Genomic DNA, 23,631 nt, shown 5'->3' with positions numbered 1-23,631 from the left:
GCGAGAGGCTAGCGGCTTCGGAGGGCGCGGGCAATCGCGGACCCCGCCTGATCGCGCGCGCCTGATGCGCGAGGTCGTCGTGGACTAGCGGGCCAGGAAGGGGTCGATCCCGAGCCCATTGGGCTTGCGGAACTGCTTCCCGGGGGCAAGATCGACCCGCATGTCGACGGTCGGTAGACAGCGTCGCTCGCCCACCGCATCCACGCGCGGCCGATCAATCCGCCCGGGGCGGCGTGCAAGATCGGCGGCAAGAAGTTGAAGATGCAGGTCGGCCGCGCCTATGACTTCGACAATCAGCTGTAGCACAGCGTGCGCAACAAGTCGAAGCGCGGGCGGATCAATATACGCTTGGCTTTTCTCCCGAACCCGGGGGGCAAGGCGGCCCGGCCGGTCGGACCGCGCTAGGCCGCCTCAGTTCCGCGCCAGCTTGCTGTCGCCGGGCGCGACGGCGAGACAGTCGAGGCGCCGGCGCTCCAGCACGCGGCAGGCGAAGCGCGCCTCTTCCTCGGTCTCAATGCCGCCGAGGCGCGCGCGGTAGAGGCCCTTGCCGCTCAACCGATCGACGATGACGCTGAGCCCCTCGCCGAGATCTTCGAGCTTATCGTGCGCGGTTTCGGCCAGCGTGCGCGCGCTGTCGGGATTCTTGAAGGCGCCGACCTGAATTTTCCAGGGACCGCTGCGCGCCAGCGCCTCCTCGGCCATCTGAGTAACGCTGGCCGCGGCGGCGAGTTCTGCTGCGGGATCGAAATCGCCCTGCGCGATCGGCGGGGCGGAGCCGGCGTTCTTGAAGGGATTGCGGGCGTCGATCCGTTCGGCGACGCGCGCGGCCTCGGCGGCGGTCGCCACCAACTGGTCCCGGCTTGGGATAGAGGCGACGCGCACGAAGCCGCGGTCCAGCAGCGAGACCATGTGGCGATCCCGGCTCTTGCTGGTGCGTCCGCCGAACACGACGCCCAGGATCCGCCGACCGTCGCGCTCGACCGAAGCGACGAGGTTGAAGCCGCTGGCGCGGGTGTAGCCGGTCTTGATGCCGTCCGCGCCGCTGTAGTGACCGAGCAGATTGTTGTGATTGCCGTAGGTGCGCCCGTTGTACTTGAAGCTGGTGCGGCTGAAGTAGTGATAGAACTGCGGAAAGTCCGCCATGATCCGACGGCCCAACACCGACATGTCCCGGGCGGTGGAGAGCTGGCGACGGTTCGGCAGACCGCTGGCGTTGCGGAAGGTGGTCCGCCGCATGCCAAGCGCCCGCGCCCGCTTGGTCATATCGAGCGCGAACTTGTACTCGGTCTCGCCCAGCGCTTCGGCCACGACGGTCGCCACGTCGTTGGCCGATTTCGTGACCAGCGCCATGATCGCGTCCTCCGCGCGAATGCTCTCGCCTGGCTTCAGCCCCAATTTCGAGGGCGCCTGGCCGGCGGCGCGCTGCGAGACCGGAAACCGCGTGTCGAGCGCGACCTCGCCGCGCTCCAGCGCGTCGAACAGCATATAGAGCGTCATGATCTTGGTCAGCGATGCGGGATAGTTCCGGGTGTCCGCATTCTCCTCATGCAGGACGCGTCCGGTTTCCACATCGACGACGATGGAGGCGTATTTGGCGACCGCCGGTTGCGCGGCGACGAGCGTGGCGCACGCGACAAGCAAGACGGCCGCGGCGACGACGCCGGCGCGCTTCAAGGCGGGAAAAGCGAGACAGGTCATGACGAACCCCATTTTCATGACTTCCTCAATACTGAACCGCCGTGCAGTTGCCGGGGCGATTCGTCAGCGCGCCATTGGATAAGCAAGTTATAGGCCAAATGATTCGCGAAGTCTAACAGGGACGCTTTGGATTCATTGCTTTTTTGTTTTGAGGCGCCCGGCGTGAGGCGCCATGCTGGCGAAAATCCAACGGCGTGAGTCGCTTAGCCGGCGATCGCCATTCGCCCGTGCGAACCGGAGGCTCAGTCATGGTCATCTCGCCGTCCACGCTCGCGCCCGCCGCCCGCCTCTTCACGCTCTTGCTGAGCGCGGTCATTTTTGCCGGCTGCGCGGGCGATGGGAACGTCGCCAATCCGCTCGATCGGCGCGCGACCTGGATCGACCACATTTCGGGCGGCGACATTCGGCGCGCTTGCGCGGCGGGCGAGGCGGTCGGCCAGCGCCGCTTCGTCGAGTTCCGCAATCGCGCCGAGCAGGTGCGGCTCTATAATCTGACGCCCGCTCAGGACGGCGGAGCGCTTCTGCAAAGCCATGCGCTGACCGGCGGCGTCCGGTTGAACCAATGGCCGGCCTTCACAGACGTGCTGGACCCGTGGCGCGGGACCATCGTCGAAAGCCGGCTGTCGGCGCAACAGGCCGCCGCGATTGAGGCGGACGCACGCGCGGGCGGGCTGCTGCAGCCGCCGCCGGTCGGGCGCAAGCTCGCCTCGCGCAGTTACTTCTGGCTCGTTTCGGCCTGTACGGAAGGGCAAGGCTTCGCCCTTCAGGTTTGGGAGTGGCCGTCGCAGGGGTATCGCGAGCGGTCGTTTGCGGATCTCCTGCACGAGGCGGACGCGACCGGCGTGCCGCTGAACCCGCCGCCGAAGACGGCGGAGCGGATCGTCAACCGCCTCGGCGGCGGCTCGGTCACCGGCGAGGAGACGTTCCCGCACTACGATCTCATCGTGCGCGAGGACAGGGTCGAGATCGGGCGCACTTATCGCAACCGGGGCGGCAATCCGGCGCGGAACTAAGGACGACGCGCGCGCAGCTGCCGACGGCTCAGGCCTCGTCGTCGCCGCTCACCACGTGAAGGCGGCCCGCGCCCTTGCCGCCCGCGAGCAGGGTGCCGGTCCAGGGTCCGTTCGGCATCTTCATCGCGAGTTCAGTGATGTGCTTGTTCCACCACTGACGCTGCTGGACGACGTCGTCATAGTCGTAGATCGCCTCGCGCCAGGCGCCTTCGGCGACCGGATAGGTCAGCATGTCAATTGGGAAGCCGACGTCGGCGGCGCTGATCCGGGTCGAATCGAAGGAGAGGTAGGCGAGCTTCAGCGCGGTCGCCATGTCGGTGTCGCGGGTCAGGGCCCGGTCCAGGATCGGCTTTCCGTAGCTGGTCTCGCCGATCGAAAGGTAGGGGGTGCGGCTGCCGATCTCGATCCAATTGCCTTCCGGGTAGACCAGAAAGCAAGAGGGTTCGCGGTCTTCCTCCATCTTCCCGGCGAGAATGGTGTGGATGTTGAATTTCAGGTTGGAGGCCTTGAGGTCTTCCTCGTCCTGATCGCGCACTTCGCGGAGCTTGGCGCAATAGGCGTCGACCGCGTCCAGCATCGAGCCGAAAGGCTTCGCGCCCTTGCGATGCAGGTCGCGCCGGAAGAAGGCGACCGTCTTGTCGCGCACCGAGCGCAGGCCTGACGTCATCAGCACCATCTCGCCCGCCGGACCGGAGGCCGGAATGCCGAGCCGCTCCACCTTGCGGGCCGCGGTCACCTGCGTGCCCGCCGTAATGCGCCCGTCAGCCAGACAAACCAGCCCCTCGCGCACCTTGATCGCCAGACAATAGGTCATGGGGAGAAGGCCTTTCCCGCCGGCCGCGCCAGCGTCCCGAAAATCGTCTTCAACGCACCTAGGGCAGATTCGCGCCCGCGTCCATAGCGCCCGCCAAGTTCAGCCGCGGCTGACCGGTGTGAAACGCCTCAGATCCGCAGATTACCCGGGCTTTGGTTAATTTTCTCTCACCATTTTTGTGCAGTGCACAAAAAAATCCCTTGACGCTGGAAGGCCCTCGTCGCATATACCGCCTGCAAGCGATGTTGCGGTGCACAATAAAGCTGGTCGCAACGCCAAGAGACCTGATCCGCTCATCGCGCTTTGACCCGCCGGGACGCCCCCGGACGTGATCCGGGCGAGCGGGCCGAGAGGCGGACGTAGTGCAGCGAACAGAGCGATAGACATCCGGAAATCCGGAAAGGAGAAACGACAATGACCCAGCAGCAGAAGAAGACCCAGACCATGAACAACACGATCGACACGAAGAAGATGGACGAGGCCGTCCAGGTCGGCAAGCAGACCGTCGAGCAGGCCGTGGCCGCCACGAAGGAGCAGGTCGAGAAGGCCTCCACCGCGGCGCTGAAGGGCTACGACGAGTTCGCGACCATCAACAAGTCCTCGCTGGACGCCTACGTGAAGTCCTCGAACATCGTCGCCAAGGGCATCGAGGACATGGGCAAGGCCTACTTCGCCTTCGCGCAGACCGCGGCCGAAAGCAATGTCGCCGCCGCGAAGAAGCTGATGACGGCTAAGACCATCAACGACGTCGTGGACATCCAGTCCGAGGTCGCGCGCACCAGCTTCGACAGCTGGGTCGCCGAGACCACCAAGATGTCCGAGATGGGCATGAAGGTCGCCAATGAGGCCTTCGAGCCGATCCAGAGCCAGTTCACCGCCGTCGTCGAGAAGATGACCAAGCCGGTCGCCGCCTAATCGGCGAGACCAGCCCCGGCCTTAGGCGCGCCTGAGGCGGCGTTGAGACGAAGAGCGGTCCGGGTTATCCCGGGCCGCTTTTCTTTTGCAGCCCCGCGCCCGTCTTGATATATACCGGCTCATCCCCTTCATAGGTGGTTCAAGGGTTTGACCGCGCCGCGGACGGCGCGGGGTTCGGCGCGTCCGGACGACGGGGATCGCGCCGCACTGTGAGACTTTTTGGAAAAAGGGTTGGAGACGATGCCGAAGCTTCTGATGCCTAAGGCGACCGCGGTCTGGCTGATCGACAACACCGGCCTGACCTTTGAGCAGATCGCCGCCTTCACCGACCTGCACGAGCTTGAGGTGCAGGCGATCGCCGACGGCGAGGTGGCCGGCGGCATGCAGGGCATCGACCCGATCCAGGCCGGCCAGCTCTCCAAGGAGGAGATCGAGCGCTGCGAGCAGGACCCTGACGCGCGTCTGCACCTCCTGAAGAGCGACATTCCCGAGCCCGTCGTGCGTCACAAGGGGCCGCGCTACACGCCGGTCTCCAAGCGCGCGGACAAGCCGGACGGCATCGCCTGGCTGATCCGTCACCATCCGGAGCTCGCCGACGCCCAGATCGGCCGCCTGATCGGCACCACCAAGCCGACTATCAAGGCGATCCGCGACCGCAGCCACTGGAACAGCGCCAATCTGCGCCCGCGCTCGCCCGTCGAACTCGGCCTGTGCAGCCAGGCGGAGATGTCGATCGAGATCGAACGCGCCATCAAGGCCGGCCGCAAGCCGCTCGAACAGCCGATCCACGAGCCCGTCACGGACGACCCGGAGGCGCTCAGCAACTCCGGCGGCTGGGAAGGGCTGGAGTAAGGCTCGCTTCTGCGGACCCCCTGCCTGGGGCTTTTGCCTGCCGCGCCCGACGGGCGCCTTCCGCTCTCGTCTCCGGCAGAGCCCCCTGCTTTCGCGGGGGAGGGGAGGCAAAGGGCGCAGGTTAACGGTTTAAAAGAGGCGTCAAATCGCGCCAATCGGGATTTTCCGCCTCGATCAACTCGATTTTCCAGGCCCGACGCCATTTCTTCATCGCGCGCTCGCGGGCGCGCGCGTCCACTATATCTTCAAAGAATTCGGCGTGGACGAGGCGGTAGACGGAATAGCGCGCCGTGAAGCCCTCGACGACGCCGCTCCGATGTTCTTCCATCCGCCGCGCCAAATCGGTCGTCGAGCCGATGTAAAGCGTGCCGTGCTTTTGCGAGGCGAGGATGTAGCAATAGCCGGCGATCGAGACGGAAATCTCTTTATGGGGGTGTTACCAAAATAACACCACCCTCGTCCCCGCGAAAGCGGGGACCTCTGCCGGAGGCTTCCGCTTTCAGCGCCCGACGGGAGCCATCCGCTCCCGCTTCAGACGGGACCTCGCTTCACCCTTTTCCCAACCCCTCGCGGATCTCGTCCAGGATGGCGGGGTCGTCGATCGTGGCGGGGACGGCGACCTCCTGCCCCTCGGCGATGCCCGAGATCGAGCGGCGCAGGATCTTGCCGGAGCGCGTCTTGGGCAGGCGCTTGACGACGATCGCCTGCTTGAAGGCGGCGACCGGGCCGATCTCGTCGCGGACCTTTTTCACCACCTCGGCGACGATCTCCGCGTCCGGCCGCTCGACGCCGGACTTCAGCACCAGCAAGCCCAGCGGAAGCTGGCCCTTCATCGCGTCGGCGACGCCGACGACGGCGCATTCCGCGACGTCCGGATGGCCGGCCAGCACCTCCTCCATCGCGCCGGTCGACAGGCGGTGGCCCGCGACGTTGATGATGTCGTCGGTGCGGCTCATCACGTAGATGTAGCCGTCCTCGTCCATGTAGCCGGCGTCCCCCGTCTTGTAGAAGCCGGGATAGTCCGCGAGATAGGCGTCGATGAAGCGCTGGTCGGCGTTCCACAGCGTCGGCAGGCAGCCCGGCGGCAGCGGCAGCTTCACGCAGATCGCGCCCATCTCGCCGCGCGGCACCTCGTTCAACTGATCGTCGATCACTTGCACGTCATAGCCGGGAACCGCGCGGGTGGGGGAGCCTGCCTTGATCGGCAGCGACTCGATTCCGAGCGGATTGGCGGCCATCGGCCAGCCGGTTTCGGTCTGCCACCAGTGGTCGATGACCGGGACCTGCAGGATGTCTTCCGCCCAGTGCAACGTGTCGGGATCGCACCGCTCGCCCGCAAGATAGAGGGCGCGAAACTTCGAAAGGTCGTAGTCGCGCAGCAACTCCGCCTTCGGGTCCTCTTTCTTGATCGCGCGGAAGGCGGTCGGCGCCGTGAACAGAGTGACGATCCCGTGCTCCTCGATCACCCGCCAGAAGACGCCGGCGTCGGGGGTGCCCACGGGCTTGCCCTCGAACATCACGGTCGTGCAGCCGTGCAGCAGCGGCGCGTAGACGATGTAGCTGTGGCCGACGACCCAGCCCACGTCGGAAGCGGCCCAGAACACCTCTCCCGGATCGATGTCGTAGATCGCCTTCATCGACCATTTCAGCGCGACCGCGTGTCCGCCATTGTCGCGCACGACGCCCTTCGGCTGGCCGGTGGTCCCGGAGGTGTAGAGGATGTAGAGCGGATCGGTCGCCGCGACGGGCACGCAGTCGGCCGGCGTCGCGTCTTTCAGGCCCTGCACCCAGTCATGGTCCCGGCCCGCTTTCAGCGCCCAATCCGCCTGCTCGCGGGCGAGCACCGCGATCGACTTGATGTGATCGGGGGCCTGCTCCAGCGCGGCTTCGATGATCGGCTGATACTGGATGATGCGCCCCGGCTCCAACCCGCAGGATGCGGTCAGAATCGCGACCGCGCCGGAGTCCTTGATCCGCGTCGCAAGCTCGTTCGGCGCGAAGCCGCCGAAGACGACCGAATGCACCGCCCCGACCCGCGCGCAGGCCAGCATCGCGATCGCCGCTTCGGGGACCATCGGCATGTAGATGATGACCCGGTCGCCGTAGCCGACGCCCATGGTCTTCAAGAGGCCGGCGGCGCGCGCGACCTGATCCTGAAGCTCGGCGTAGGTCAGCGTGCGTTTGGTCCCGGTGATGGGGCTGTCGTGGATCAGCGCCGGCTGGTCCCCGCGCCCGGCTTTCACATGTCGGTCGACGCAGTTCCAGCAGGTGTTGAGCGTCCCGCCCGTGAACCAGCGATAGAAGTTCGGCGCGCCGCTGTCGTCGCGGACCTTGTTCCAGCGCTTGTCCCAGTCGATCGCCTCCGCGGCCTCGGCCCAGAAGCCGTCCGGGTCTTCCATCGAGCGACGGTAGATCTCGTCCAGCGCACCCATGATGATCGTCCTCCCTGGCGCCTCTTTGTTTGAGGCGAGTATGGACTGAGGGCCGCCGCGGAAACAAGGCGGGGAAGGCTCAGCCCTCGGCCAGCTTGGTGCGCACCTTGATCTCGCCGTGCAGCGTGCGGTGGACCGGGCATTTGTCGGCGATCTCCAGGAGCTTCGCGCGCTGCGCCGCGTCCAGCTCGCCCTCAAGGGTCACCTCGCGTTCGATCACGTCGACCTTGCCGCCTTCGGTTTCGCAGTCGGCGCAGTCCTCGGCGTGCACCTTCTCGTGCTGCAGACGCACCGCCGCGTAGTCGAGCGGCCAGCCCTTGCGATCGGCGTACATACGGATCGTCATCGACGTGCAGGCGCCGAGCGAGGCGAGGAGATAGTCGTAAGGGCTGGGGCCGCTGTCGCGCCCGCCCATCGATTTCGGCTCGTCCGCGCCCAGTTCGTGTCGTCCGACGCGCACGCGGTTTCCGAAAGGTCCTTTGCGGGTCTCGCGCACCTCCACCAGATTGTCGGGCAGGGGCGTCGGCGCGGGCTTGTCCATCGGATCGTGATCGACATAGCGCGCGGCCCAACCGGCCAGCACCTGGGCGACATAGGCGGCGTCGCGTTTGTCGGTCAGCAGATGGTTCGCCTGATCCAGGCTGACGAAGCTCTTCGGGTGCCGGGCGGCCTTGTAGATGCGCTCCGCGTTTTCGATCCCCACCGTCGCGTCGAGCGGGGAGTGCATGACCAGTAACGCCTTCTTCATGCCGCCGATCTTGGCCGCCAAGTCGATCTCGCCCAGGGCGTCCAGGAAATGCCGCTGGATCTTGAAGGGCCGTCCGCCCAGATCGACGACCGCCTCGCCCTCCTCGCAGATCACATCCTTATGCTCTTTGAAGTTATGGACGACGTGGTCGGGGTCGAACGGCGCGCCGATGGTGACGATCGCCTTCGTCTGCGCCAGCAGGTCCGCGGCCGCCAGCACCGCCGCGCCGCCCAGCGAATGCCCGATGACGATCGCCGGCGCGCGGCGCTCTTGGGCCAGGAAGTGCGCCGCCGCCTCGACGTCCAACACGTTGGTCCGGAAGTTGGTGTTGGCGAAATCGCCGTCCGACCCGCCGAGGCCGGTGAAGTCGAAGCGCAGCGTGGCGATGCCGCGCTCGGCCAGCGCGGCGGCGATGCGGCTGGCGGCCACCGAATCCTTGCCCAACGTGAAGCCGTGGACGAACAGCGCGTAGGCGCGCGGCTCGTCTCCCTCCGGCAGTTCCAGGCGGGCGGCCAGCTCGAAGCCTTGCGCGCCGGTGAAGGTGACTTTTTCGGAATGACGGGCCATCGGGCGGCTCCTCTCTTTCGGGCGGGCGGTCACTCGAAGCGATAGCAATCCATCGCGATGATGCCGTAACGATAGGAGCGATGGAGGGCGCGGCCGGGCGTGCCCTGCGTCCCCGCGCCGAGGGCTGCGAACAGCGGCAGGAAATGCTCCGGCGTCGGGTGGTTGCGCGCGCCCTCGGGCGCGGCGCGCCAGGCGTCGAGCGCCGCGTCGTCGCCGGCCTCGATCGTCTCCTGCAGCCAGTCGGCGAAGGCGCGCACCCAGTCGGGCGCCGGCGCGTCGGGCCGCTGGCCGCGGAACTCGGGCAGATTGTGCGTCGCCGCGCCGGAACCGACGATCAGCACCCCCTCATCTCGCAACGGTCCCAGCGCGCGGCCCAGCGCGCGATGATGCGCCGGGCCCAGATGCGGCTGGACGGAGAGTTGCAGGACGGGGACGTCCGCCGTCGGATGGCTCAGCAGCAGCGGCGTCCACGCGCCGTGGTCGAGGCCGCGGTCCTCGTCCGCCTCCGCCTCGGCGCCGGCGGCGGCCAGCAGGTCGACGACGCGGCGCGCCAGGGCGGGCGCGCCGGGCGCCGGATAGCGCATGCGATAGAGCGCCTCCGGAAAACCGTAGAAATCATGGATCGTCTCGGGCGCGGACGCGGCGCTCACCGTCGGCTTGTCCGTCTCCCAATGGGCGGAGAGCACGAGGATCGCGCTCGGCCGCCCGACCTCGTCCTCCAACGCCGCGCCCAACCCTTCCAGAAAAGCCTTCGCCTCCGCGCCCTCGTCGATCGGGATCGTGGGCGCGCCGTGGCTGATGAACAGGGCGGGTTGGCGGCGGGTCGGCATGGCGGATCTCCTGACAGCGTCAGGCTAGAAGCTAGGGGGCGCGCGTTACAGACACAATCGCGTCAACGGCGAACGGATTGTTTCCGCACTTTACCTCTCCCTGGGGAGAGGTCGGCCGCTTCAGCCGCCGGGTGAGGGGCTTTTGCGTGCGCCTTTGCTCGAATCTCGGAGCGGCCCCTCACCCCAACCCCTCTCCCCGAGGAGAGGGGCTTCTATCTCAGCCCCCCACGCCCTTCGGCGCGGGTCCGCCGGTCGCCCAGTCCAGCAGTTCGACCGTATGCGCAACGGGCAGCGCGGTGGCGCCGCCGATTTGGGTGATGCAGCCGATATTGCCGCTGGCGACCACGTCGGGCTTTGTCTTCTCGATGTTGGCGACCTTGCGGGTCTTCAACTGGTCGGCGATTTCGGGCTGCATCAGATTGTAGGTGCCGGCGCTGCCGCAACACAGATGGCCTTCCGCCGGCTCGACGATCCGGAAGCCGGCCGCCTTCAGCAGATCCTTCGGCGCGGCCGTAATCTTCTGGCCGTGCTGCATCGAACAGGCGGAATGGTAGGCGACCGTCAGATCCGCCGGCGCGGCCTCGGGCGCGTCGAAGCCCTGTTCGGCGAAGAACTCGGTCACGTCCTTGGTGAGCCGGCTTACCGTCGCCGCCTTGCTCGCCATCGCCTCGTCGGTGCGGAACATGTAGCCGTAATCTTTGACCGTCGTGCCGCAGCCGGACGCGTTGATCAGGATCGCGTCCAGGGCCTCGCGCTCATGCTCGGCGACCCAGGCGTCGATATTGGCCTTGGCCCAGCCGTGGCTGTCCGCGGTGTCGCCCATATGATGGGTCAGCGCGCCGCAGCAGCCGGCGCCCTTCGCCACCACCACCTCCCAGCCCTGGCGGGTCAGCAGGCGCACGGTCGCCTCATTGATCTCCGGCGCCAGCACCTGCTGCGCGCAGCCGGAGAGCATCGCGACCCGGCCCTTCTTCGTCCCCTCGGCCGGAAAGGTCTGGGGGACGTCGACCGGGCTCACCCGCGGGATCGTCTTCGGCGCCAAACCCAGCATCGCCTTCAGGCGCCCCGGCATCAGCGGCGCGAAGGGCTTGCCCATCCACGCGCCGACCAGCGCCAGGCGGAACAGCGTCGGCCGCGGCAGCACGATCGACAGGATCTTGCGCAAGGCCCGGTCGGGCAGGGGGCGGGTGTAGGTCGCGTAGATCCGCTCGCGCGCCTGATCGACCAGATGCATGTAGTGGACGCCGGATGGGCAGGTCGTCATGCAGGACAGGCAGGAGAGGCAGCGGTCGATATGCTTAACGACCTTCTCGGACGCCGGCTTGTCGTTCTCCAGCATGTCCTTGATCAGGTAGATCCGCCCGCGCGGACTGTCGAGCTCGTCCCCCAACAGCACATAGGTCGGACAGGTCGCCGTGCAGAAGCCGCAATGGACGCAGTTCCGCAAAATCTGATTGGCTTCCGCCAAATCCGGATCGGCCAGCTGGGCGAGGGAGAAGTTGGTTTGCATTTTCGTCTAAACCCCCTCGCTCATCTTCCCCGGGTTGAGCACCCGGTTGGGATCGAAGCTTTGCTTCAGGCCGCGGTGCAGCGCGTCCAGCGCCTCGCCCTGCGGCTGGAAGACGGGGACGGCGGCGCGCAAGCTGTCGGGCGCGCGGAAAAGCTGGGCCCAGCCGCTGTCGGCGGCCGCGACCGCGTCGCGCACCACGCCCTCCGCGCCCGTCTTCGGCGCGTCGATCGCGAGCCAGACGAGGCCGCCGCCCCAGTCGCAATAGGCCTCCGCCCCCTTGATGCCGGCCGTCGCCGCCAGGAAGGCGGGCGCGTCGGCGGGCGGCAGCGAGACCTTCCAGATCACCCGCTCGTCCGCGCCGTTGGGGCCGGCCGCAAAGGGCGTCACGTCTCGCACGGCCCTCCAGAAGGCGAGGGAGCGCTGGCTGTGCAACTCCTCCGTCGCGCCGTAGGGCGCGAGCAGGCGTTTCAACGCCTCGCAGCGGTATTCGACGGAGGGGCCGAAGCCCTCGACCCGCACGGCGGCGACGCTCTCGCCGGGATCGGCGACCATGTCGACGCCCGTGCGCGCGGCGACCGAGGCCGGCAGCCACGCCGCGCCGGAGACTTCGCACGGGCTGTTCAGCGCCTCGGCCAGCGCCTTCACGCCGGCGGCGGCCTCCGCCCCGAAGACCAGCAGGGTGCGCGTCTTGGCCCCGCGCGGCAGAACCTTGACCGTGACGGTGTGCAGCGCCGCCAGCACGCCCCAACTGCCGGCCATCAGCTTGCACAGATCGTAGCCGGTGACGTTCTTCACGACCCGGCCGCCGGACTTGAACAGCTCGCCCCGGCCAGAGACGCCCTCGAACCCTAGGAAATGATCGCGCGCCGCGCCCTGCTTGATGCGCCGCGGCCCGGCGAGGTTGGCGGCCAGCACGCCGCCGATCGTGCCCGCCCCGCGCGGGCTGCCGAGGACGGCGGAATAGTCCGGCGGCTCGAAACTGAGCTCCTGGCCTTTCTCCTCCAACGCCGCCTGGATGTCGCTCATCGGCGTGGCGGCCCCGGCGCTCAGCACCAGCTCCTCCGGCTCGTAAAGGCTGATGCCGTTGAAGGCCGACAAGTCCAGGCGATGCGCCGTCTGCACCGGCCGTCCGAGCGCGCGCTTGGAGCCGCGGCCCATCACCTCCAGCGGCTTCAGGTCGGAGTTGGCCCAGGCGACGGCGTCGCGCAGCTGATCCGGGGTTTCGGGCTTCAGGGTTTCGGTCATGGACGAGCCCCCGGCAAAGGCCTTTCCCCTTGAGGGGGGAAGGGTGGATGGGGGTGAGCGATCTTCGATCGAAGATCGCCTCGGCGCTTTGCGCCGAGATAGTTATTCTTGCGCCCTCTCCACGACCCTCTCCCATGAAGGGAGAGGGGGAAAAGCCTCCCCCCTTTATGGGGGGAGGTTGGAGGGGGGCGGTGCGGGTGCGACAGGACGGCGGGGCGGACCATCAAAACCTCGGCAGATCCGGGAAGGGCAGCTGGCCGCGGTGGATGTGCATGCGGCCGAGCTCCGCGCAGCGGTGAAGCTGTGGGAAGACCTTGCCGGGATTGAGCAGCCCGTCCGGGTCGAAGGCGCATTTGACCCGCTGCTGCTGCTTCAGATCGGTCTCGGTGAACATCGTCCCCATCAGGTCGCGCTTCTCGACGCCGACGCCGTGCTCGCCGGTGAGCACGCCGCCGACCTCGACGCAGAGCTTCAGGATGTCGGCGCCGAACTCCTCGGCGCGCTCCAGCTCGCCCGGCGTGTTGGCGTCGTACATGATGAGCGGATGCAGATTGCCGTCTCCGGCGTGAAAGACGTTGGCGACACCCAGGCCGTGCTTCTGCGACAACTCGCGCATCCGACCCAGCACCTTCGGCAGCTGATTGCGCGGGATCGTGCCGTCCATGCAGTAATAGTCGGGCGAGATGCGGCCGATCGCCGGGAAGGCGGCCTTGCGGCCGGCCCAGAAGCTGTTGCGCTCCTCCTCGCTTTCGGAGACGCGGACCGAGACCGCGCCCTTGTCTTCGGCGATGGCGCGCACGCGTTCGATCAGATGGTCGACCTCGGCCTCCGGCCCGTCGAGTTCGACGATCAGCAGCGCCTCCACGTCGAGCGGATAGCCGGCGCGCACGAATTCTTCCGCGGCCTTGATTGCCGGGGCGTCCATCATCTCCATGCCGCCGGGGATGATGCCGTCGGCGATGACGCCCGCGACCGCGTCGCCCGCCGCCTCGCTGGAGGGAAAGCCGATCAGCAGCGCGCGCGCCGTCTCCGGCTTCGGCAGGATGCGCACGGTCACCTCCGTCACGACGCCGAGCAGCCCTTCCGAGCCGGTCATCAGGCCCAGCAGGTCGAAGCCGGCGGCGTCCAGATGCTTGCCGCCGAGCCGGATCACCTCGCCGTCGATGGTGACGATCTCGACGCCCAGCAGGTTGTTGGTGGTGAGGCCGTATTTCAGGCAGTGCACGCCGCCCGAATTCTCCGCCACATTGCCGCCGATGGAGCAGGCGATTTGGCTCGACGGATCGGGCGCGTAATAGAAGCCGTCGGCCTCCACCGCCTTGGTGATGGCGAGGTTGGTGACCCCCGGCTGCACCCGCGCGCAGCGGTTGTCGGCGTCGACCTCCAGGATCTTGTTGAACTTGCCGAGTCCCAGGAGGATGCCGTCGGCCAGCGGCAGCGCCCCGCCGGAGAGCGAGGTGCCCGCGCCGCGAGGCACGACCTTCAACTGATTGCGCTTGCAGTAGCGCATCACCTCGGCCAGCTGCTCCACCGTCTCCGGCAGGACCACGATCAGCGGCAGGGTGCGGTAGGCCGTCAGCCCGTCGGCCTCATAGGGTCGCAGCTCGTCCTCGTCGGCGATCACGCCCTCTCCGGGGACGATCGCACGCAACTCCTCAGCGATTTGCGCGCGTCGGTCCAGCACGTTCGCGTCCGGGGTCGGCATCTCCATAAGATCGGCGCTCCCTCTTGGCGTCGTCGGCCGATTCATGCCGGCCGCGCTTGAGACTCGTGCCCTGCGCGCGCTTTGGCAAGTCCTCCGGACCTGAAATTGGTAATACCAATCGGGTTGCGTTCGGCCAACAAAAAACGCGGCCGAGGCAGAGCCCGCACCGCGTCAGGACGGTAAAACGCGAAACCGGCCGCCGCCTGATCGGCTACGGCCGGTTCCGATGCTGCGCTCCGGCGCGCCGCTTGCAGCGCGCCAAGCTCAACGCGTCAGCCCTGGCGGGGCTTCATGCGCTTGTTTTTCGAGTTGATGACGTAGACGCGCCCGCGACGGCGGATCACGCGGCAATTCTTGTCGCGCTTCTTGAGCGTCTTCAACGAGGAGGCGACCCGCATCTCTCTTACTCCCGATATCGATCTCTGTTTCACCCGGCCGAACCGAAAGCGCCGAGAGGCCCGCCGGGGCCCGCGTCGCCGTCTTCGAAGTCGATCGAAAGAGGTTCGCCGATAACCGCGGCGGAAAATAGGGAGGGCCTCAGCGCTTGTCAAACGCTTACTCGCCCGGATTTCCGGGGGGCGGAGGGTCGGACGAGGGGGCGGCGCTAGCCGGCCGGCGCGCCCCGCAGCCTTGACCGAGCGGGCCGCGGCCCGCATCCCTAGGCGCAATGGATAGAAACCTGCGCGAATGGGCTGAGATCTCGCAAGCCGAACAGGCCGCCGACGGCGCGATCTGGGTGTTCGGCTACGGCTCTCTGATGTGGCGACCTGGATTCCGCCATCAAGAGAGCGCGGGGGCCGCTTTACCCGGCTATCGCCGCAGCTTCTGCATCTGGTCGGAGCATCACCGCGGCGCCCCCGGCGCGCGCGGGCTGGTGCTGGGTCTGGCGCCGGAGGCGGGCGCGCGCTGCGAGGGCCGCGCGTTCCGCGTCGATCGCGCCGACTGGCCTGAGATCGCCGCCTATCTGGAGGAGCGCGAGCTGCGCGGCTACGCCTACCGTCCCGCCTGGCTGCCGATCGCGCTTGAGGACGGCCGCGAGGTCGGCGCGCATTGCTTCGTCGCCGATCCGGAGCATCCGCATTTCGCCGGGTCGCTGCCGGCGGAGGCGGCGGCGGCCGTGATCCTGCGCGCGCGCGGGCGCAGCGGCCTGAACCGTGACTATCTGGTGCAAACGGTCGAGGCGCTGGAGGCGCACGGCTATCGCGAGCCGGAGCTGCACGCCCTGATGCGGCGCGTGCGCGCGTTGACCGGCGAGATCGAGGCGGGCGGCGGGATCTGAGGCGCCGTCGGCGCGCGGCGCGGGGCCTCAGGCCCGGAAGCGCCACGGCTCTTGACCCGTTGATCGACATCCCCCACGCGGCGCCGCACCTGACGCTGATGGACGTTGAGCGCGCGCCGGACGGGGCGCTTTGCGACTACGGCTTTCGCCTCGCGGGAACCCGGATCGTCGAGACGGAGGGCGGCTGCACCGGCAAGCGACTGCTCGAGATCTTCCCAGACCGTAGGCGCTACGAGCCTGTATGGCGGCACTTCGCCGACGCGATCGAAGGGCGTCTTTAATTCCGCATCGAGACGCTCGCCCGGCGAGATCGCGGGCGCATCGCTTGTAGCAGCCTGCTGATGCCGCTTCGTCGCGACGGGGAGGCGGTCGACATGCTTCTCGGCGTGCATTACTCGGAAAGCGCATAGGTCCGCGCGCTGACGGGCGCCGACGCGCGGCCCGTCGGCCTATCTCGGGGCCGGCTGGTCGGCCCCCGGCCCCAGCGCGCGCTGCATCGTAACGACGTCGACCCAGCGCTCGAACTTCCAGCCGACGGCGCGCGCCCGCCCGGCATGCTCGAAACCCGCTGCGACGTGCAGCGCGACCGAGGCGGGGCCGCCGCTGATCACCGCCATCATCTGGCGTTTGCCCATCGCCTCGCAGCGCGCAATCAGCGCCTCCAAAAGGGCTCGTGCGACGCCGCGTCGGCGCGCCCACGCGGCGACGTAGATCGAATTCTCCACCGTAAAGCGATAGGCCGGGCGGGGTCGATAGGGGCCGGCGTAGGCGTAACCCGCGACGCGTCCGTCCAACTCCGCGCTCAGATACGGAAAGCCTTGAGCGATCAGATCGCCGCGCCGGCGGGCCATCTCCTCAAGCGGAGGCGGCTCAAGCTCGAACGAGGCCAGGCCCGTGCGCACCTCGGCGGCGTAGATCTCGGTGATGGCGGAGAGGTCGGCCTCGACGGCGTCACGGACGAGCGGGGCGCTCGGGTCTGTCATGGCGGGGCCTCTCAGGCGTCGACGGGTCGGAGGCCAGCTTACGCCGGACGACCGGGTCGGCGCTAGAGCACCGAGAGGACGGCCAGACCGCCGAGCGCGGTGATCGACGTCGCCAACGCGCCGGCGAAGAGCAACGCCGGCGGCATGCGATCGAGGGCGGTGCGACGGCGCAGGCGACGCGCGCGGCTGGGACGCGGGGATGAGGACGACATGGCTCGGGCGCTCCGATAAGGCCAGGGGACGTCGGCGCTTCTATCCCGCCCTTGCGACGGCGCCTGTGACGCGCGTCACAAGGCGCTCTTATCATGCGCTTTTCCCCCGAAGAGTCGCTGTCGCGCTTTAACCCCAATTTAACCAGGGGCTGCGCCAATAGGCGGACGCAGGGGCGTGTCATCCTCTGCAGCCTGGACAACCCTGGGAGAGGTCCGATGGCCGTGGCCAAGGACGCTGTCAAAAAAGCCGGCGCAAAAGCGGCCGCCGTCAAGCGCCCGGCGAACGACGGCTACGTCCCGTTCGCCGTCCGCTTCAAGGCGTGGTGGGAAGGCGTCGACGCCGCCGCTTTGATGCACAAGGGCGCGCCCCCTCCGGCCCCCGCGGCGGCCGGCATTTCGGTCGAGTCCGAGCCGGAAGAAGATGAGGGCCGCTGGTCGTCCGGCCGTCTCAGCCTGTGTCAACGGCTCTGGGAGACGGGCGACGGCGACGAAGTCGTCCATCCGGGCGGCGCCGACTACACGGTCGAGTTGGCGAAGCCGATGGCGCTGGACAATTCGAAGAGCGCCGCCGATCTCTCCGCCGGCCTCGGCGGCGGGACGCGGAAACTGGCCGCGTCTCTCGACCTCTGGATAACCGGTTTCGAATCCGATTCCGAACTGGCCGACCATGCGATGGCGCTCTCGCGTAAGCACGGTCATGAACGGCGCGCGCCGATCGCGGCGCTCGATGAGGAGAGTTTCGATCTCGGCGAGAAGCGCATGGACGGCGTCTTGATGCGCGAGCGGCTGTTTCGGTTTCACAACAAGCAGCGCGCGCTCGATTGCGTCTTTCGGGCGCTGAAGCCGCGCGGCCATCTGGTGCTGACGGATTTCGTCTTGGCCGACGAGGCCGCCGCCGAGGATCCGGCGGTGTCGGGCTGGTTGAAGCGCGAGGCCGCCTTCGGGCCGACCGGGCGGGAGCCGGCCCTATGGACCAAGGCCGACGTCAAAAAGGCGCTGGTCGCCAAAAAGCTCGATCTGCGAATCTTCGAGGACGAGAGCGAGAAGTATCTCGGCATGATCCGAGGCGGCTGGGCGCATTTCGTCGACGGTCTGGACAAGGGCGAAATGACCCGGCGCTTCGTCGACGACATGATGCGCGAGGCGGAATACTGGCTGCATCTCGGCCGCGCGCTGGAAAGCGGCAAACTGATCTATCTGCGCGCCCACGCCATCCGCGGCGGGGAGACGCTCTGAGGGGGCTCGCCCCGTGGCGACGCCGACCTCTGCAAAAAACGGGGACGCGCCCGGCGGAAAAAACGGGTCAGACGGTCTGTAAGCCGGGTTCTGTCCACGCCGGCCCGTAGACCGGCGCTGGATGGCCATTCGTCTGGGACGGTCGTCGCCGACCGCCTCACGCGACCTACCCGGACGGGACGCGGGAACGCGTCTCGGGCCTGCCCGCGGATCGCTCCGCGGTCCCTGCCGTCCCTATTCGGTCTTGCTCCCGGCGGGGCTTGCCGTGCCGTCCCTGTCGCCAGGGACGCGGTGCGCTCTTACCGCACCCTTTCACCCTGACCGCGCCCGGCGAACCGGGCGGGCGGACTGCTCTCTGTGGCGCTTTCCCGGAGGTCGCCCCCGCCGGACGTTATCCGGCGCCGTGTTCCCGTGGAGCCCGGACTTTCCTCACCGACGCGGGTTTCCCCATTGCGCCGGCGCGGCCATCCGACCGTCTGACCCGGGCGATTTATTAAGCGTCCGCGCGACGAAACGCAATCGCGTCGCGCCGCCGCTTCGGTCTATCATGCCGAAATGATCGACGGTGACGCTCCCAAGACCGACAGCGTGCGCCCGGCTGCGACGGGCGCGGCGGCGGAGCGGCTGCGCGGGTCGATCGCCGGACCCGATCCGGGACGGCGGCGGGCGCTGTCGGTCGGCATCGCGCCCTTGCCGCGCTTCACGCTGAACGCGTTCGCCTCTTTCGTCGACGCGCTCCGTCTGGCCGCGGACGAGCGCGACCGCTCACGCCCCATCCAATGCGCCTGGACAGTGATGAGCGAGACCGGCCAGCCGATCCAGGCCAGTTGCGGCGTCGAGGTGAGCGCGCAGTCCCGCTTCCAGGATCCGGCCGTCTTCGATTACGTGATGGTGGTCGGGGGCCTGTTGGAGCACGACATGACCGCCGACGCCGCCGTCGCACGCTACCTTCAGCGCGCCGATGCGGCCGGCGTGCCGATCATCGGGCTCTGCACCGGCGTCTTCACGATGATCCGAGCCGGATTGATGCGCGGACGGCGGTGCTGCGTCTCCTGGCTGCACTATCACGATCTGCTGGAGGCGAGCGAGGAGGTCGTCCCGGACGCCAGCCAGCTTTTCGTCGTCGACGGCAACCGCATCACCTGCGCGGGCGGGATCGGCTCCGCCCGGGTCGCGGCGCGGCTGATCGAGAAGCATGTCGGGCGGGACTGGGCGCAGAAGGCCCTCAGCATCATGATGGTCGACGGCGGGCGCGGCGCCGCGGGTCCGCAACCGCAGCCGCCGGTCGCGCTGACGGCCAAGAATCCGCGCGTCGCTCGGGCGATTTCGATCCTGGAGCAAAATCTCTCCGACCCGCCGACGATCGAGGCGTTGGCGGAGCAGGTGCACATTTCGCGTCGCCAACTGGAGCGCGGCTTCCGGGAGGAGCTCGATATGAGTTTCGGCGATTTCTCCCGCCGGCTTCGGCTCGATCACGGGCTGTGGTTGGTGCTGACAACCGACCGTTCGATCCTCGACGTGACGGTCGAGTGCGGCTTCACCGGCCAGTCGCATTTCGCGACGCTGTTTCGCCGCGCCTACGGCCTGTCGCCCACCCAGGCGCGCAAGCTCTCCCGTCGCGAGCGAGAGCGCATGTTGGAGCGCGCGCTTCATCTGCGCTCGCGCGAGCGGGTGGCGGGCGTCGCATTGCGCGGCTAGGAACCGTGACGCCCCGGCGGCTTACCGATCCGCTGCGGCGTCTGCCTTTCGCTCAGCCTCGCGCTCCGCTTCACGCTCAGCTTCGGTTTCGGCCTCCTCGGCCTTGATCTCCGCCTGTTCGACCGCCCAGGCGCCGGCCGTCTCCACCGCGACGGGCGAGGCGGTGGGCAGCACGCTCAGATAACTCTCAGTGTCTTCGACGGGCGTCGCCGCTCGCTGCGTCATGCGGTAGAGCGCATAGAGTGCAATCGCCGAAAAGGTCGCGCCGAGAATGACCCAAAAGCCGCCCGGTCCGATAACCTGCATCGCCCAGCCGGCGAAGAGCGGCCCGAGAATCGCGCCCACGCCGAAGGTGAGCACAAGGCCCCCCGACGCGGCGGGCATGTCCTCGACCGAGAGATAATCGTTGGTGTAGGCGAGGAACAGCGCGTAAAGCGGCGTCGTCACTCCGCCCGCGAAGAAGGCCGCCGCCATCAGGAACCATAAGCCGTCGCCGGCCATCCAGCCGAGGCCGCAACAGGCGGCGCCCAAGGCTGCAGAGCCGAAGATCAGGCGGCGCCGATCCAGCCGGTCCGACATCCATCCGATCGGATATTGCAGCACCAGCGCCCCGGCGAAAAGCATCGCCACAAACAAGGCGATCTGATCCGCCGTCAGGCCGATCTGCGCGCCGAAGACCGCGCCCATGCCGGATTGCGTCGCATAGACCCCGCCCAACAGAAAGATTCCGACCGTGCCGAGCGGCGATTTCTTGAACAGACCGCGCAACGACATCGGACGCGCCACTTCCTGCGCCGGGACGCGCCCCGCGGAGAGCAGGATCGGCGCGAAGGAGATGGAGACGAGGATCGAGGCGACGATGAACAAGACGGCGGTCGCCGCGTCGCCCAGGGTCAGCAGCGCCTGCGCGCCGATGATCCCCAGCGTCTGCGCGATCATGTAGGCGGACAGAACCTTGCCCCGGGTGCGGTTGTCGGCCGCGTCGTTGAGCCAGCTTTCGGCCGTGACATAGATGCCGGACATGCAGAAGCCGACCAGCACCCGCAGGGCGGTCCAGGCCCAAGGCTCCGCAATCAGCGGAAAGGCGATCAGGCCCGCCGACATGAAACTGCCGAGCGCGGCGAAGACCCGCACATGACCGACGTTGCGGATCATCACCGGGCTCAGCCGCGCGCCGGAAAGGAAGCCCGCGAAATAGCCGGAGGTGACGATGGCGAGCTCGGCCGAGGAGAAGCCTTCGAGATCGCCGCGCAGGCCGATCAGCGTGAAATGCATGCCGTTGCCCAGCATGATTAACACGACGCCGAGCAGCAGCGCCCAAACGCCTGCAAGCACCTTGATCATGATTTTCCTTCCGCGGCCGCGCGTCCTGCCCGCCTACCTTGCACTGCAACATAATTATTTCGCAGGTGCAGCAAAAAAAGCTTGCGTCACAGCGCCGCGTCTGAGGTGGAAACCGACCCAGTCGCGCCCTAACCGTCGCCGTTGGCGGATTCCACTTGGGCGATCGCCTTATCCAGGCTTGCGGCGATGGCGATGGTGACCGGGAAGTTCGGGGTCGCTTCTGCGTAGGCCTGATAGAGCCTGTCCAAGGCGAGGAGATGCGGGTGCTCGGCTATGAATACCGTGACGCCGCCGCGGCGATGGTCGCCTCTGGTTTTGGACAGTGAGAGCGCGCGCTTGAAGTCATCGAGGGTGAAGAGATCGAGGCTGCAGGCGCGCAGATCGAGGATGGCGTGCTTCGCCTTGCCGTCGGCGTAGAACCGCGATTGCGCCCGATGCATGAGGTCCGGCGAGAGATCGCCGCGCATCGTAAAGATCATGAGGTTGAGCGCAGGCCGCTCTTCAACGTCGATCGCCGCCATGACGCCCCCCGCTAGACCACGGCGCCCCCGAAGCATCCGCTGAGTGTTTCGTCCGTAAAAATACGACCGTCGCGGATATCTGGCAACGCCGGGGTGCGGGACGGCGGCGCTTACCTCGCGGGCGCCGGTCGGCCGGCGGGGGAAGAGGGCGCGCCCATGACCCGCCGACGCCGAACAGGCGGATGGTGGATCGAAAGGCGGCCGGCGTCGGCGGCGGCGGCCGGCTCAAGCCGGACGGCGACGCGTCCTGCCGGTTGCTCGAACGGGACGCTGACGCGGCCGGCGCGCCGACGCCCGGCCGGCACGCTCGCCAGCAACGCCCCGGTCTCCTCCGCAATCAGCGCCAGGGCGGGCAGCGTCGCCGGCGCCTGAAGCGTTAGGATCAACGCCGCCGGGCGTAAGCCAGCCCAGCCGGCGTCGATTTCGTAAGAAAGAGCGATCGCCGGAGCGCCGACGGGCCGGCGCCGCGCCGGGTCGGCGAGCGAGGTCGGCATCGGCGGGATGTCGAGGGACGCGTCTTCGCAGCTCGGAGCGGGCGCCTCCCGCGCGGCCGCGCGCCTGGCTTCGCCGGCCCGCCGGGCTTCGAGCGGGGTGGTCAGCAGCCGGTCGGGCGGCGTGAGCGGAATGTCGAGCGTGCGCTCCGCCGCTTCGGCGACGATCTCTTCGGCCGGCCGACCGGCGATCTCTTCCCCGGCGATCAACCGGCGATCGGCGAGGCCGGGCGCGCCCTCCCAGATCCGGGCGAGGGCCGGCCAATCCGGAGCGCCCGACTGCAGGCCCGCGAGATAAAGATCCCGCCACGCGTCGAAGGCGTCGAGCGCCGCGCCGATCTCCGCCATCCGGGCGCGGTAGGGGACGAGCGCGGGCAGCGCCGCCAGCCCGTCATACTCCCGCCAAAGCTCCAAAGCCATGCGTGCGTCGCCGCGGGCCAGCGCGCGTTCGAAGGCGAGTTCTAACGGCCGGTAGGGTTCGATCGGCGTTTCCGGCTCGGGGAAGGCGTCGCTGCCGGTCGCGCTCAGGCGCGCGCACCAGGGGCATGCGCCGCGGGTCGGCAGATAGGCGTGACTGGGCCGGAGGTCGCAACTCTCCAACTCGGCCAGCGCTAGGCACAGCGCCTCCTGCCATCGCCGGCCGTCGGGGCGGGCCGCGGGATTGCCGATCCCCTCCTCGAAGCTGCGACGAAACAGCGCTTCAAGTCGCGGGTCGAGCGCGTCCAGGGGCGTCGCTCCCTTTGGCGGGATCATTGTCGCGCCATGCCGGTGCGGCCAATCGCCGGCCTTGATCAACTGATCGCGCGTCGGCGGCTCGCCCCCGCCGATCCACTCGCCGGCGAAGGGATGGCGGCCCAGCAACAGTTGGAAGATCAGCACGGCGAGCGCGAAGCGGTCGCTTTCCCGCGTGCGCGGCGTGCGGGCGAAGGACTTCCCGATCAGTTCCGGCGCAGTGAAGCCTTCGGCCCCGACGGTGCACAGGAAGGCGGGCGCGCCCGGCTCGCGCGGATCCGGGATCTGCCAGGAGTCGCAGTCGATCAGCGTCACCAGCGCGCGATCGTCGACCAGCACGTTGTCGGGCTGCAAATCCCCGACGACAAAGCCCTGCGCATGCAGCGCGTCGAGCGTATGGGCCAGATTGGCCGCGAGCGCGTGCAGGAACCGCCAGTCGATTTCGCCCGCCTTGCGCCGGCGCAGCTTCGGCGCGGAGAGCGCCGTCAGGCTGCGCGCGCCGGGCACCTCCGGGATGACGACGCCGACGGCGAGACCGGTCCCGTCCACGATCGCGTCTTCCGGCCAGGCGAAGGCGCGATGGCGCCCGCCAAGCGACGGGTCGGCCGGCGGGGCGCAGAGCAAGGCTGCGATCTTCTCGATCCGTCGAGCGTCGAGGGCGGACGGGTGATAGAGTTTGGCCAGCCGCCCCGGCGCGCCGTCGATCCGGCGAATGACGGCCTCGCCGCTGTCCGCCAGGGCTTCGCCCAGCTGCACCGGCGCGCCGGCGCGATAGAGCTTGTAGCCGTCGACCATGGCCGCGCCCG

The 23,631-nt window shown here is 68.2% G+C and carries 22 protein-coding genes and 1 other RNA gene; 7 read left to right on the top strand and 16 right to left on the bottom strand.

The genetic code is table 11. The annotated features are described in order from the left end of the window. Window positions 1-411: 411 nt before the first annotated feature. Complete coding sequence (locus tag RIB45_RS15230) at window positions 412-1,710, bottom strand: serine hydrolase (protein WP_350051279.1); 1,299 nt, start codon at window positions 1,708-1,710, stop codon at window positions 412-414. A gap of 236 nt (window positions 1,711-1,946) precedes the next feature. Here RIB45_RS15230 and RIB45_RS15225 point away from each other — a divergent pair, with 236 nt between their 5' ends. After that, window positions 1,947-2,711, top strand: a complete 765-nt coding sequence (locus RIB45_RS15225) for a hypothetical protein (protein WP_350051278.1) — start codon at window positions 1,947-1,949, stop codon at window positions 2,709-2,711. A 28-nt stretch (window positions 2,712-2,739) separates the two neighbouring features. Here the strand turns inward: RIB45_RS15225 and RIB45_RS15220 are convergent, their stop codons facing one another. Further along, window positions 2,740-3,525: a proteasome-type protease gene (locus RIB45_RS15220; RefSeq protein ID WP_350051277.1), complete on the bottom strand. Its 786-nt coding sequence runs from the start codon at window positions 3,523-3,525 to the stop codon at window positions 2,740-2,742. Between the two features lie 414 nt (window positions 3,526-3,939). Here RIB45_RS15220 and RIB45_RS15215 point away from each other — a divergent pair, with 414 nt between their 5' ends. After that, window positions 3,940-4,440: a phasin family protein gene (locus RIB45_RS15215; RefSeq protein WP_350051276.1), complete on the top strand. Its 501-nt coding sequence runs from the start codon at window positions 3,940-3,942 to the stop codon at window positions 4,438-4,440. 240 nt (window positions 4,441-4,680) lie between these two features. Then, window positions 4,681-5,292 carry a DUF1013 domain-containing protein gene (locus tag RIB45_RS15210; RefSeq protein WP_350051274.1) on the top strand — a complete coding sequence of 204 codons (612 nt, stop codon included), beginning with the start codon at window positions 4,681-4,683 and terminating at the stop codon, window positions 5,290-5,292. Between the two features lie 121 nt (window positions 5,293-5,413). Here the strand turns inward: RIB45_RS15210 and RIB45_RS15205 are convergent, their stop codons facing one another. The 8 genes from RIB45_RS15205 to rpmJ all read right to left on the bottom strand — a co-directional run bounded on the left by RIB45_RS15205 (window position 5,414) and on the right by rpmJ (window position 14,727). Further along, window positions 5,414-5,683, bottom strand: a complete 270-nt coding sequence (locus RIB45_RS15205) for a GIY-YIG nuclease family protein (RefSeq protein WP_350051407.1) — start codon at window positions 5,681-5,683, stop codon at window positions 5,414-5,416. A gap of 157 nt (window positions 5,684-5,840) precedes the next feature. Further along, complete coding sequence (locus tag RIB45_RS15200; RefSeq protein ID WP_350051272.1) at window positions 5,841-7,724, bottom strand: propionyl-CoA synthetase; 1,884 nt, start codon at window positions 7,722-7,724, stop codon at window positions 5,841-5,843. Between the two features lie 79 nt (window positions 7,725-7,803). Beyond that, the gene (locus tag RIB45_RS15195) at window positions 7,804-9,039 is read right to left on the bottom strand and encodes a bifunctional alpha/beta hydrolase/OsmC family protein (protein WP_350051270.1); all 1,236 of its coding nucleotides are present in this window, start codon (window positions 9,037-9,039) and stop codon (window positions 7,804-7,806) included. Window positions 9,040-9,068: 29 nt separating this feature from the next. Further along, entirely contained in the window at window positions 9,069-9,869 is an 801-nt protein-coding gene (locus RIB45_RS15190) for a dioxygenase family protein (RefSeq protein WP_350051268.1), read from the bottom strand. A 217-nt stretch (window positions 9,870-10,086) separates the two neighbouring features. Continuing rightward, window positions 10,087-11,379, bottom strand: coding sequence for a glycolate oxidase subunit GlcF (gene glcF, locus RIB45_RS15185; RefSeq protein WP_350051266.1), 1,293 nt, complete (start codon window positions 11,377-11,379; stop codon window positions 10,087-10,089). Between the two features lie 6 nt (window positions 11,380-11,385). After that, a complete protein-coding gene (locus RIB45_RS15180; RefSeq protein ID WP_350051265.1) occupies window positions 11,386-12,624 on the bottom strand; it encodes an FAD-binding protein in 1,239 nt (412 codons plus the stop codon). Between the two features lie 223 nt (window positions 12,625-12,847). Then, a complete protein-coding gene (locus RIB45_RS15175; protein ID WP_350051264.1) occupies window positions 12,848-14,335 on the bottom strand; it encodes an FAD-linked oxidase C-terminal domain-containing protein in 1,488 nt (495 codons plus the stop codon). Between the two features lie 266 nt (window positions 14,336-14,601). Then, complete coding sequence (rpmJ, locus tag RIB45_RS15170) at window positions 14,602-14,727, bottom strand: 50S ribosomal protein L36 (protein ID WP_350051262.1); 126 nt, start codon at window positions 14,725-14,727, stop codon at window positions 14,602-14,604. Window positions 14,728-14,996: 269 nt separating this feature from the next. Here rpmJ and RIB45_RS15165 point away from each other — a divergent pair, with 269 nt between their 5' ends. Next, window positions 14,997-15,608: a gamma-glutamylcyclotransferase gene (locus RIB45_RS15165; protein ID WP_350051260.1), complete on the top strand. Its 612-nt coding sequence runs from the start codon at window positions 14,997-14,999 to the stop codon at window positions 15,606-15,608. Window positions 15,609-15,667: 59 nt separating this feature from the next. Further along, window positions 15,668-15,889 carry a PAS domain-containing protein gene (locus tag RIB45_RS15160; RefSeq protein WP_350051258.1) on the top strand — a complete coding sequence of 74 codons (222 nt, stop codon included), beginning with the start codon at window positions 15,668-15,670 and terminating at the stop codon, window positions 15,887-15,889. A gap of 168 nt (window positions 15,890-16,057) precedes the next feature. Here the strand turns inward: RIB45_RS15160 and RIB45_RS15155 are convergent, their stop codons facing one another. Then, a complete protein-coding gene (locus RIB45_RS15155; RefSeq protein WP_350051256.1) occupies window positions 16,058-16,591 on the bottom strand; it encodes a GNAT family N-acetyltransferase in 534 nt (177 codons plus the stop codon). 62 nt (window positions 16,592-16,653) lie between these two features. Further along, window positions 16,654-16,803 (bottom strand): hypothetical protein, encoded by a 150-nt coding sequence (locus RIB45_RS15150; protein ID WP_350051254.1) that lies wholly within the window; start codon window positions 16,801-16,803, stop codon window positions 16,654-16,656. Window positions 16,804-17,025: 222 nt separating this feature from the next. On the opposite strand from RIB45_RS15150, the gene RIB45_RS15145 reads away from it, so the two are divergent. Further along, complete coding sequence (locus RIB45_RS15145) at window positions 17,026-18,039, top strand: class I SAM-dependent methyltransferase (protein ID WP_350051252.1); 1,014 nt, start codon at window positions 17,026-17,028, stop codon at window positions 18,037-18,039. Between the two features lie 63 nt (window positions 18,040-18,102). Here the strand turns inward: RIB45_RS15145 and rnpB are convergent. Continuing rightward, window positions 18,103-18,519: RNase P RNA component class A (rnpB, locus tag RIB45_RS15140), an RNA gene on the bottom strand. Between the two features lie 75 nt (window positions 18,520-18,594). Here rnpB and RIB45_RS15135 point away from each other — a divergent pair. Then, window positions 18,595-19,737, top strand: coding sequence for a GlxA family transcriptional regulator (locus RIB45_RS15135; protein ID WP_350051250.1), 1,143 nt, complete (start codon window positions 18,595-18,597; stop codon window positions 19,735-19,737). Window positions 19,738-19,758: 21 nt separating this feature from the next. Here the strand turns inward: RIB45_RS15135 and RIB45_RS15130 are convergent, their stop codons facing one another. The 3 genes from RIB45_RS15130 to RIB45_RS15120 form a co-directional block, all read right to left on the bottom strand. Then, complete coding sequence (locus tag RIB45_RS15130) at window positions 19,759-21,081, bottom strand: MFS transporter (RefSeq protein WP_350051249.1); 1,323 nt, start codon at window positions 21,079-21,081, stop codon at window positions 19,759-19,761. Window positions 21,082-21,209: 128 nt separating this feature from the next. Beyond that, entirely contained in the window at window positions 21,210-21,602 is a 393-nt protein-coding gene (locus RIB45_RS15125) for a hypothetical protein (RefSeq protein WP_350051248.1), read from the bottom strand. A 110-nt stretch (window positions 21,603-21,712) separates the two neighbouring features. After that, entirely contained in the window at window positions 21,713-23,620 is a 1,908-nt protein-coding gene (locus RIB45_RS15120) for a helix-hairpin-helix domain-containing protein (RefSeq protein WP_350051246.1), read from the bottom strand. Window positions 23,621-23,631: the final 11 nt, after the last annotated feature.

This window comes from Marivibrio sp., assembly GCF_040218065.1.
In the GTDB taxonomy this organism is placed as follows: Bacteria; Pseudomonadota; Alphaproteobacteria; order UBA8366; family Aestuariispiraceae; genus Marivibrio.
The sequence above is the reverse complement of the archived record's forward strand: the minus strand, read 5'-3'. Positions and strand labels throughout refer to the sequence as shown.

Excerpts from the sequence above, each read along its gene's own strand:
- RIB45_RS15230 (WP_350051279.1), bottom strand. The coding sequence starts at position 1,710 with ATGGGGTTCGTCATGACCTGTCTCGCTTTTCCCGCCTTGAAGCGCGCC.
- RIB45_RS15225 (WP_350051278.1), top strand. The coding sequence starts at position 1,947 with ATGGTCATCTCGCCGTCCACGCTCGCGCCCGCCGCCCGCCTCTTCACG.
- RIB45_RS15220 (WP_350051277.1), bottom strand. The coding sequence starts at position 3,525 with ATGACCTATTGTCTGGCGATCAAGGTGCGCGAGGGGCTGGTTTGTCTG.
- RIB45_RS15215 (WP_350051276.1), top strand. The coding sequence starts at position 3,940 with ATGACCCAGCAGCAGAAGAAGACCCAGACCATGAACAACACGATCGAC.
- RIB45_RS15210 (WP_350051274.1), top strand. The coding sequence starts at position 4,681 with ATGCCGAAGCTTCTGATGCCTAAGGCGACCGCGGTCTGGCTGATCGAC.
- RIB45_RS15200 (WP_350051272.1), bottom strand. The coding sequence starts at position 7,724 with ATGGGTGCGCTGGACGAGATCTACCGTCGCTCGATGGAAGACCCGGAC.
- RIB45_RS15195 (WP_350051270.1), bottom strand. The coding sequence starts at position 9,039 with ATGGCCCGTCATTCCGAAAAAGTCACCTTCACCGGCGCGCAAGGCTTC.
- RIB45_RS15190 (WP_350051268.1), bottom strand. The coding sequence starts at position 9,869 with ATGCCGACCCGCCGCCAACCCGCCCTGTTCATCAGCCACGGCGCGCCC.
- glcF (WP_350051266.1), bottom strand. The coding sequence starts at position 11,379 with ATGCAAACCAACTTCTCCCTCGCCCAGCTGGCCGATCCGGATTTGGCG.
- RIB45_RS15180 (WP_350051265.1), bottom strand. The coding sequence starts at position 12,624 with ATGACCGAAACCCTGAAGCCCGAAACCCCGGATCAGCTGCGCGACGCC.
- RIB45_RS15175 (WP_350051264.1), bottom strand. The coding sequence starts at position 14,335 with ATGGAGATGCCGACCCCGGACGCGAACGTGCTGGACCGACGCGCGCAA.
- rpmJ (WP_350051262.1), bottom strand. The coding sequence starts at position 14,727 with ATGCGGGTCGCCTCCTCGTTGAAGACGCTCAAGAAGCGCGACAAGAAT.
- RIB45_RS15165 (WP_350051260.1), top strand. The coding sequence starts at position 14,997 with ATGGATAGAAACCTGCGCGAATGGGCTGAGATCTCGCAAGCCGAACAG.
- RIB45_RS15155 (WP_350051256.1), bottom strand. The coding sequence starts at position 16,591 with ATGACAGACCCGAGCGCCCCGCTCGTCCGTGACGCCGTCGAGGCCGAC.
- RIB45_RS15150 (WP_350051254.1), bottom strand. The coding sequence starts at position 16,803 with ATGTCGTCCTCATCCCCGCGTCCCAGCCGCGCGCGTCGCCTGCGCCGT.
- RIB45_RS15135 (WP_350051250.1), top strand. The coding sequence starts at position 18,595 with ATGATCGACGGTGACGCTCCCAAGACCGACAGCGTGCGCCCGGCTGCG.
- RIB45_RS15130 (WP_350051249.1), bottom strand. The coding sequence starts at position 21,081 with ATGATCAAGGTGCTTGCAGGCGTTTGGGCGCTGCTGCTCGGCGTCGTG.
- RIB45_RS15125 (WP_350051248.1), bottom strand. The coding sequence starts at position 21,602 with ATGGCGGCGATCGACGTTGAAGAGCGGCCTGCGCTCAACCTCATGATC.
- RIB45_RS15120 (WP_350051246.1), bottom strand. The coding sequence starts at position 23,620 with ATGGTCGACGGCTACAAGCTCTATCGCGCCGGCGCGCCGGTGCAGCTG.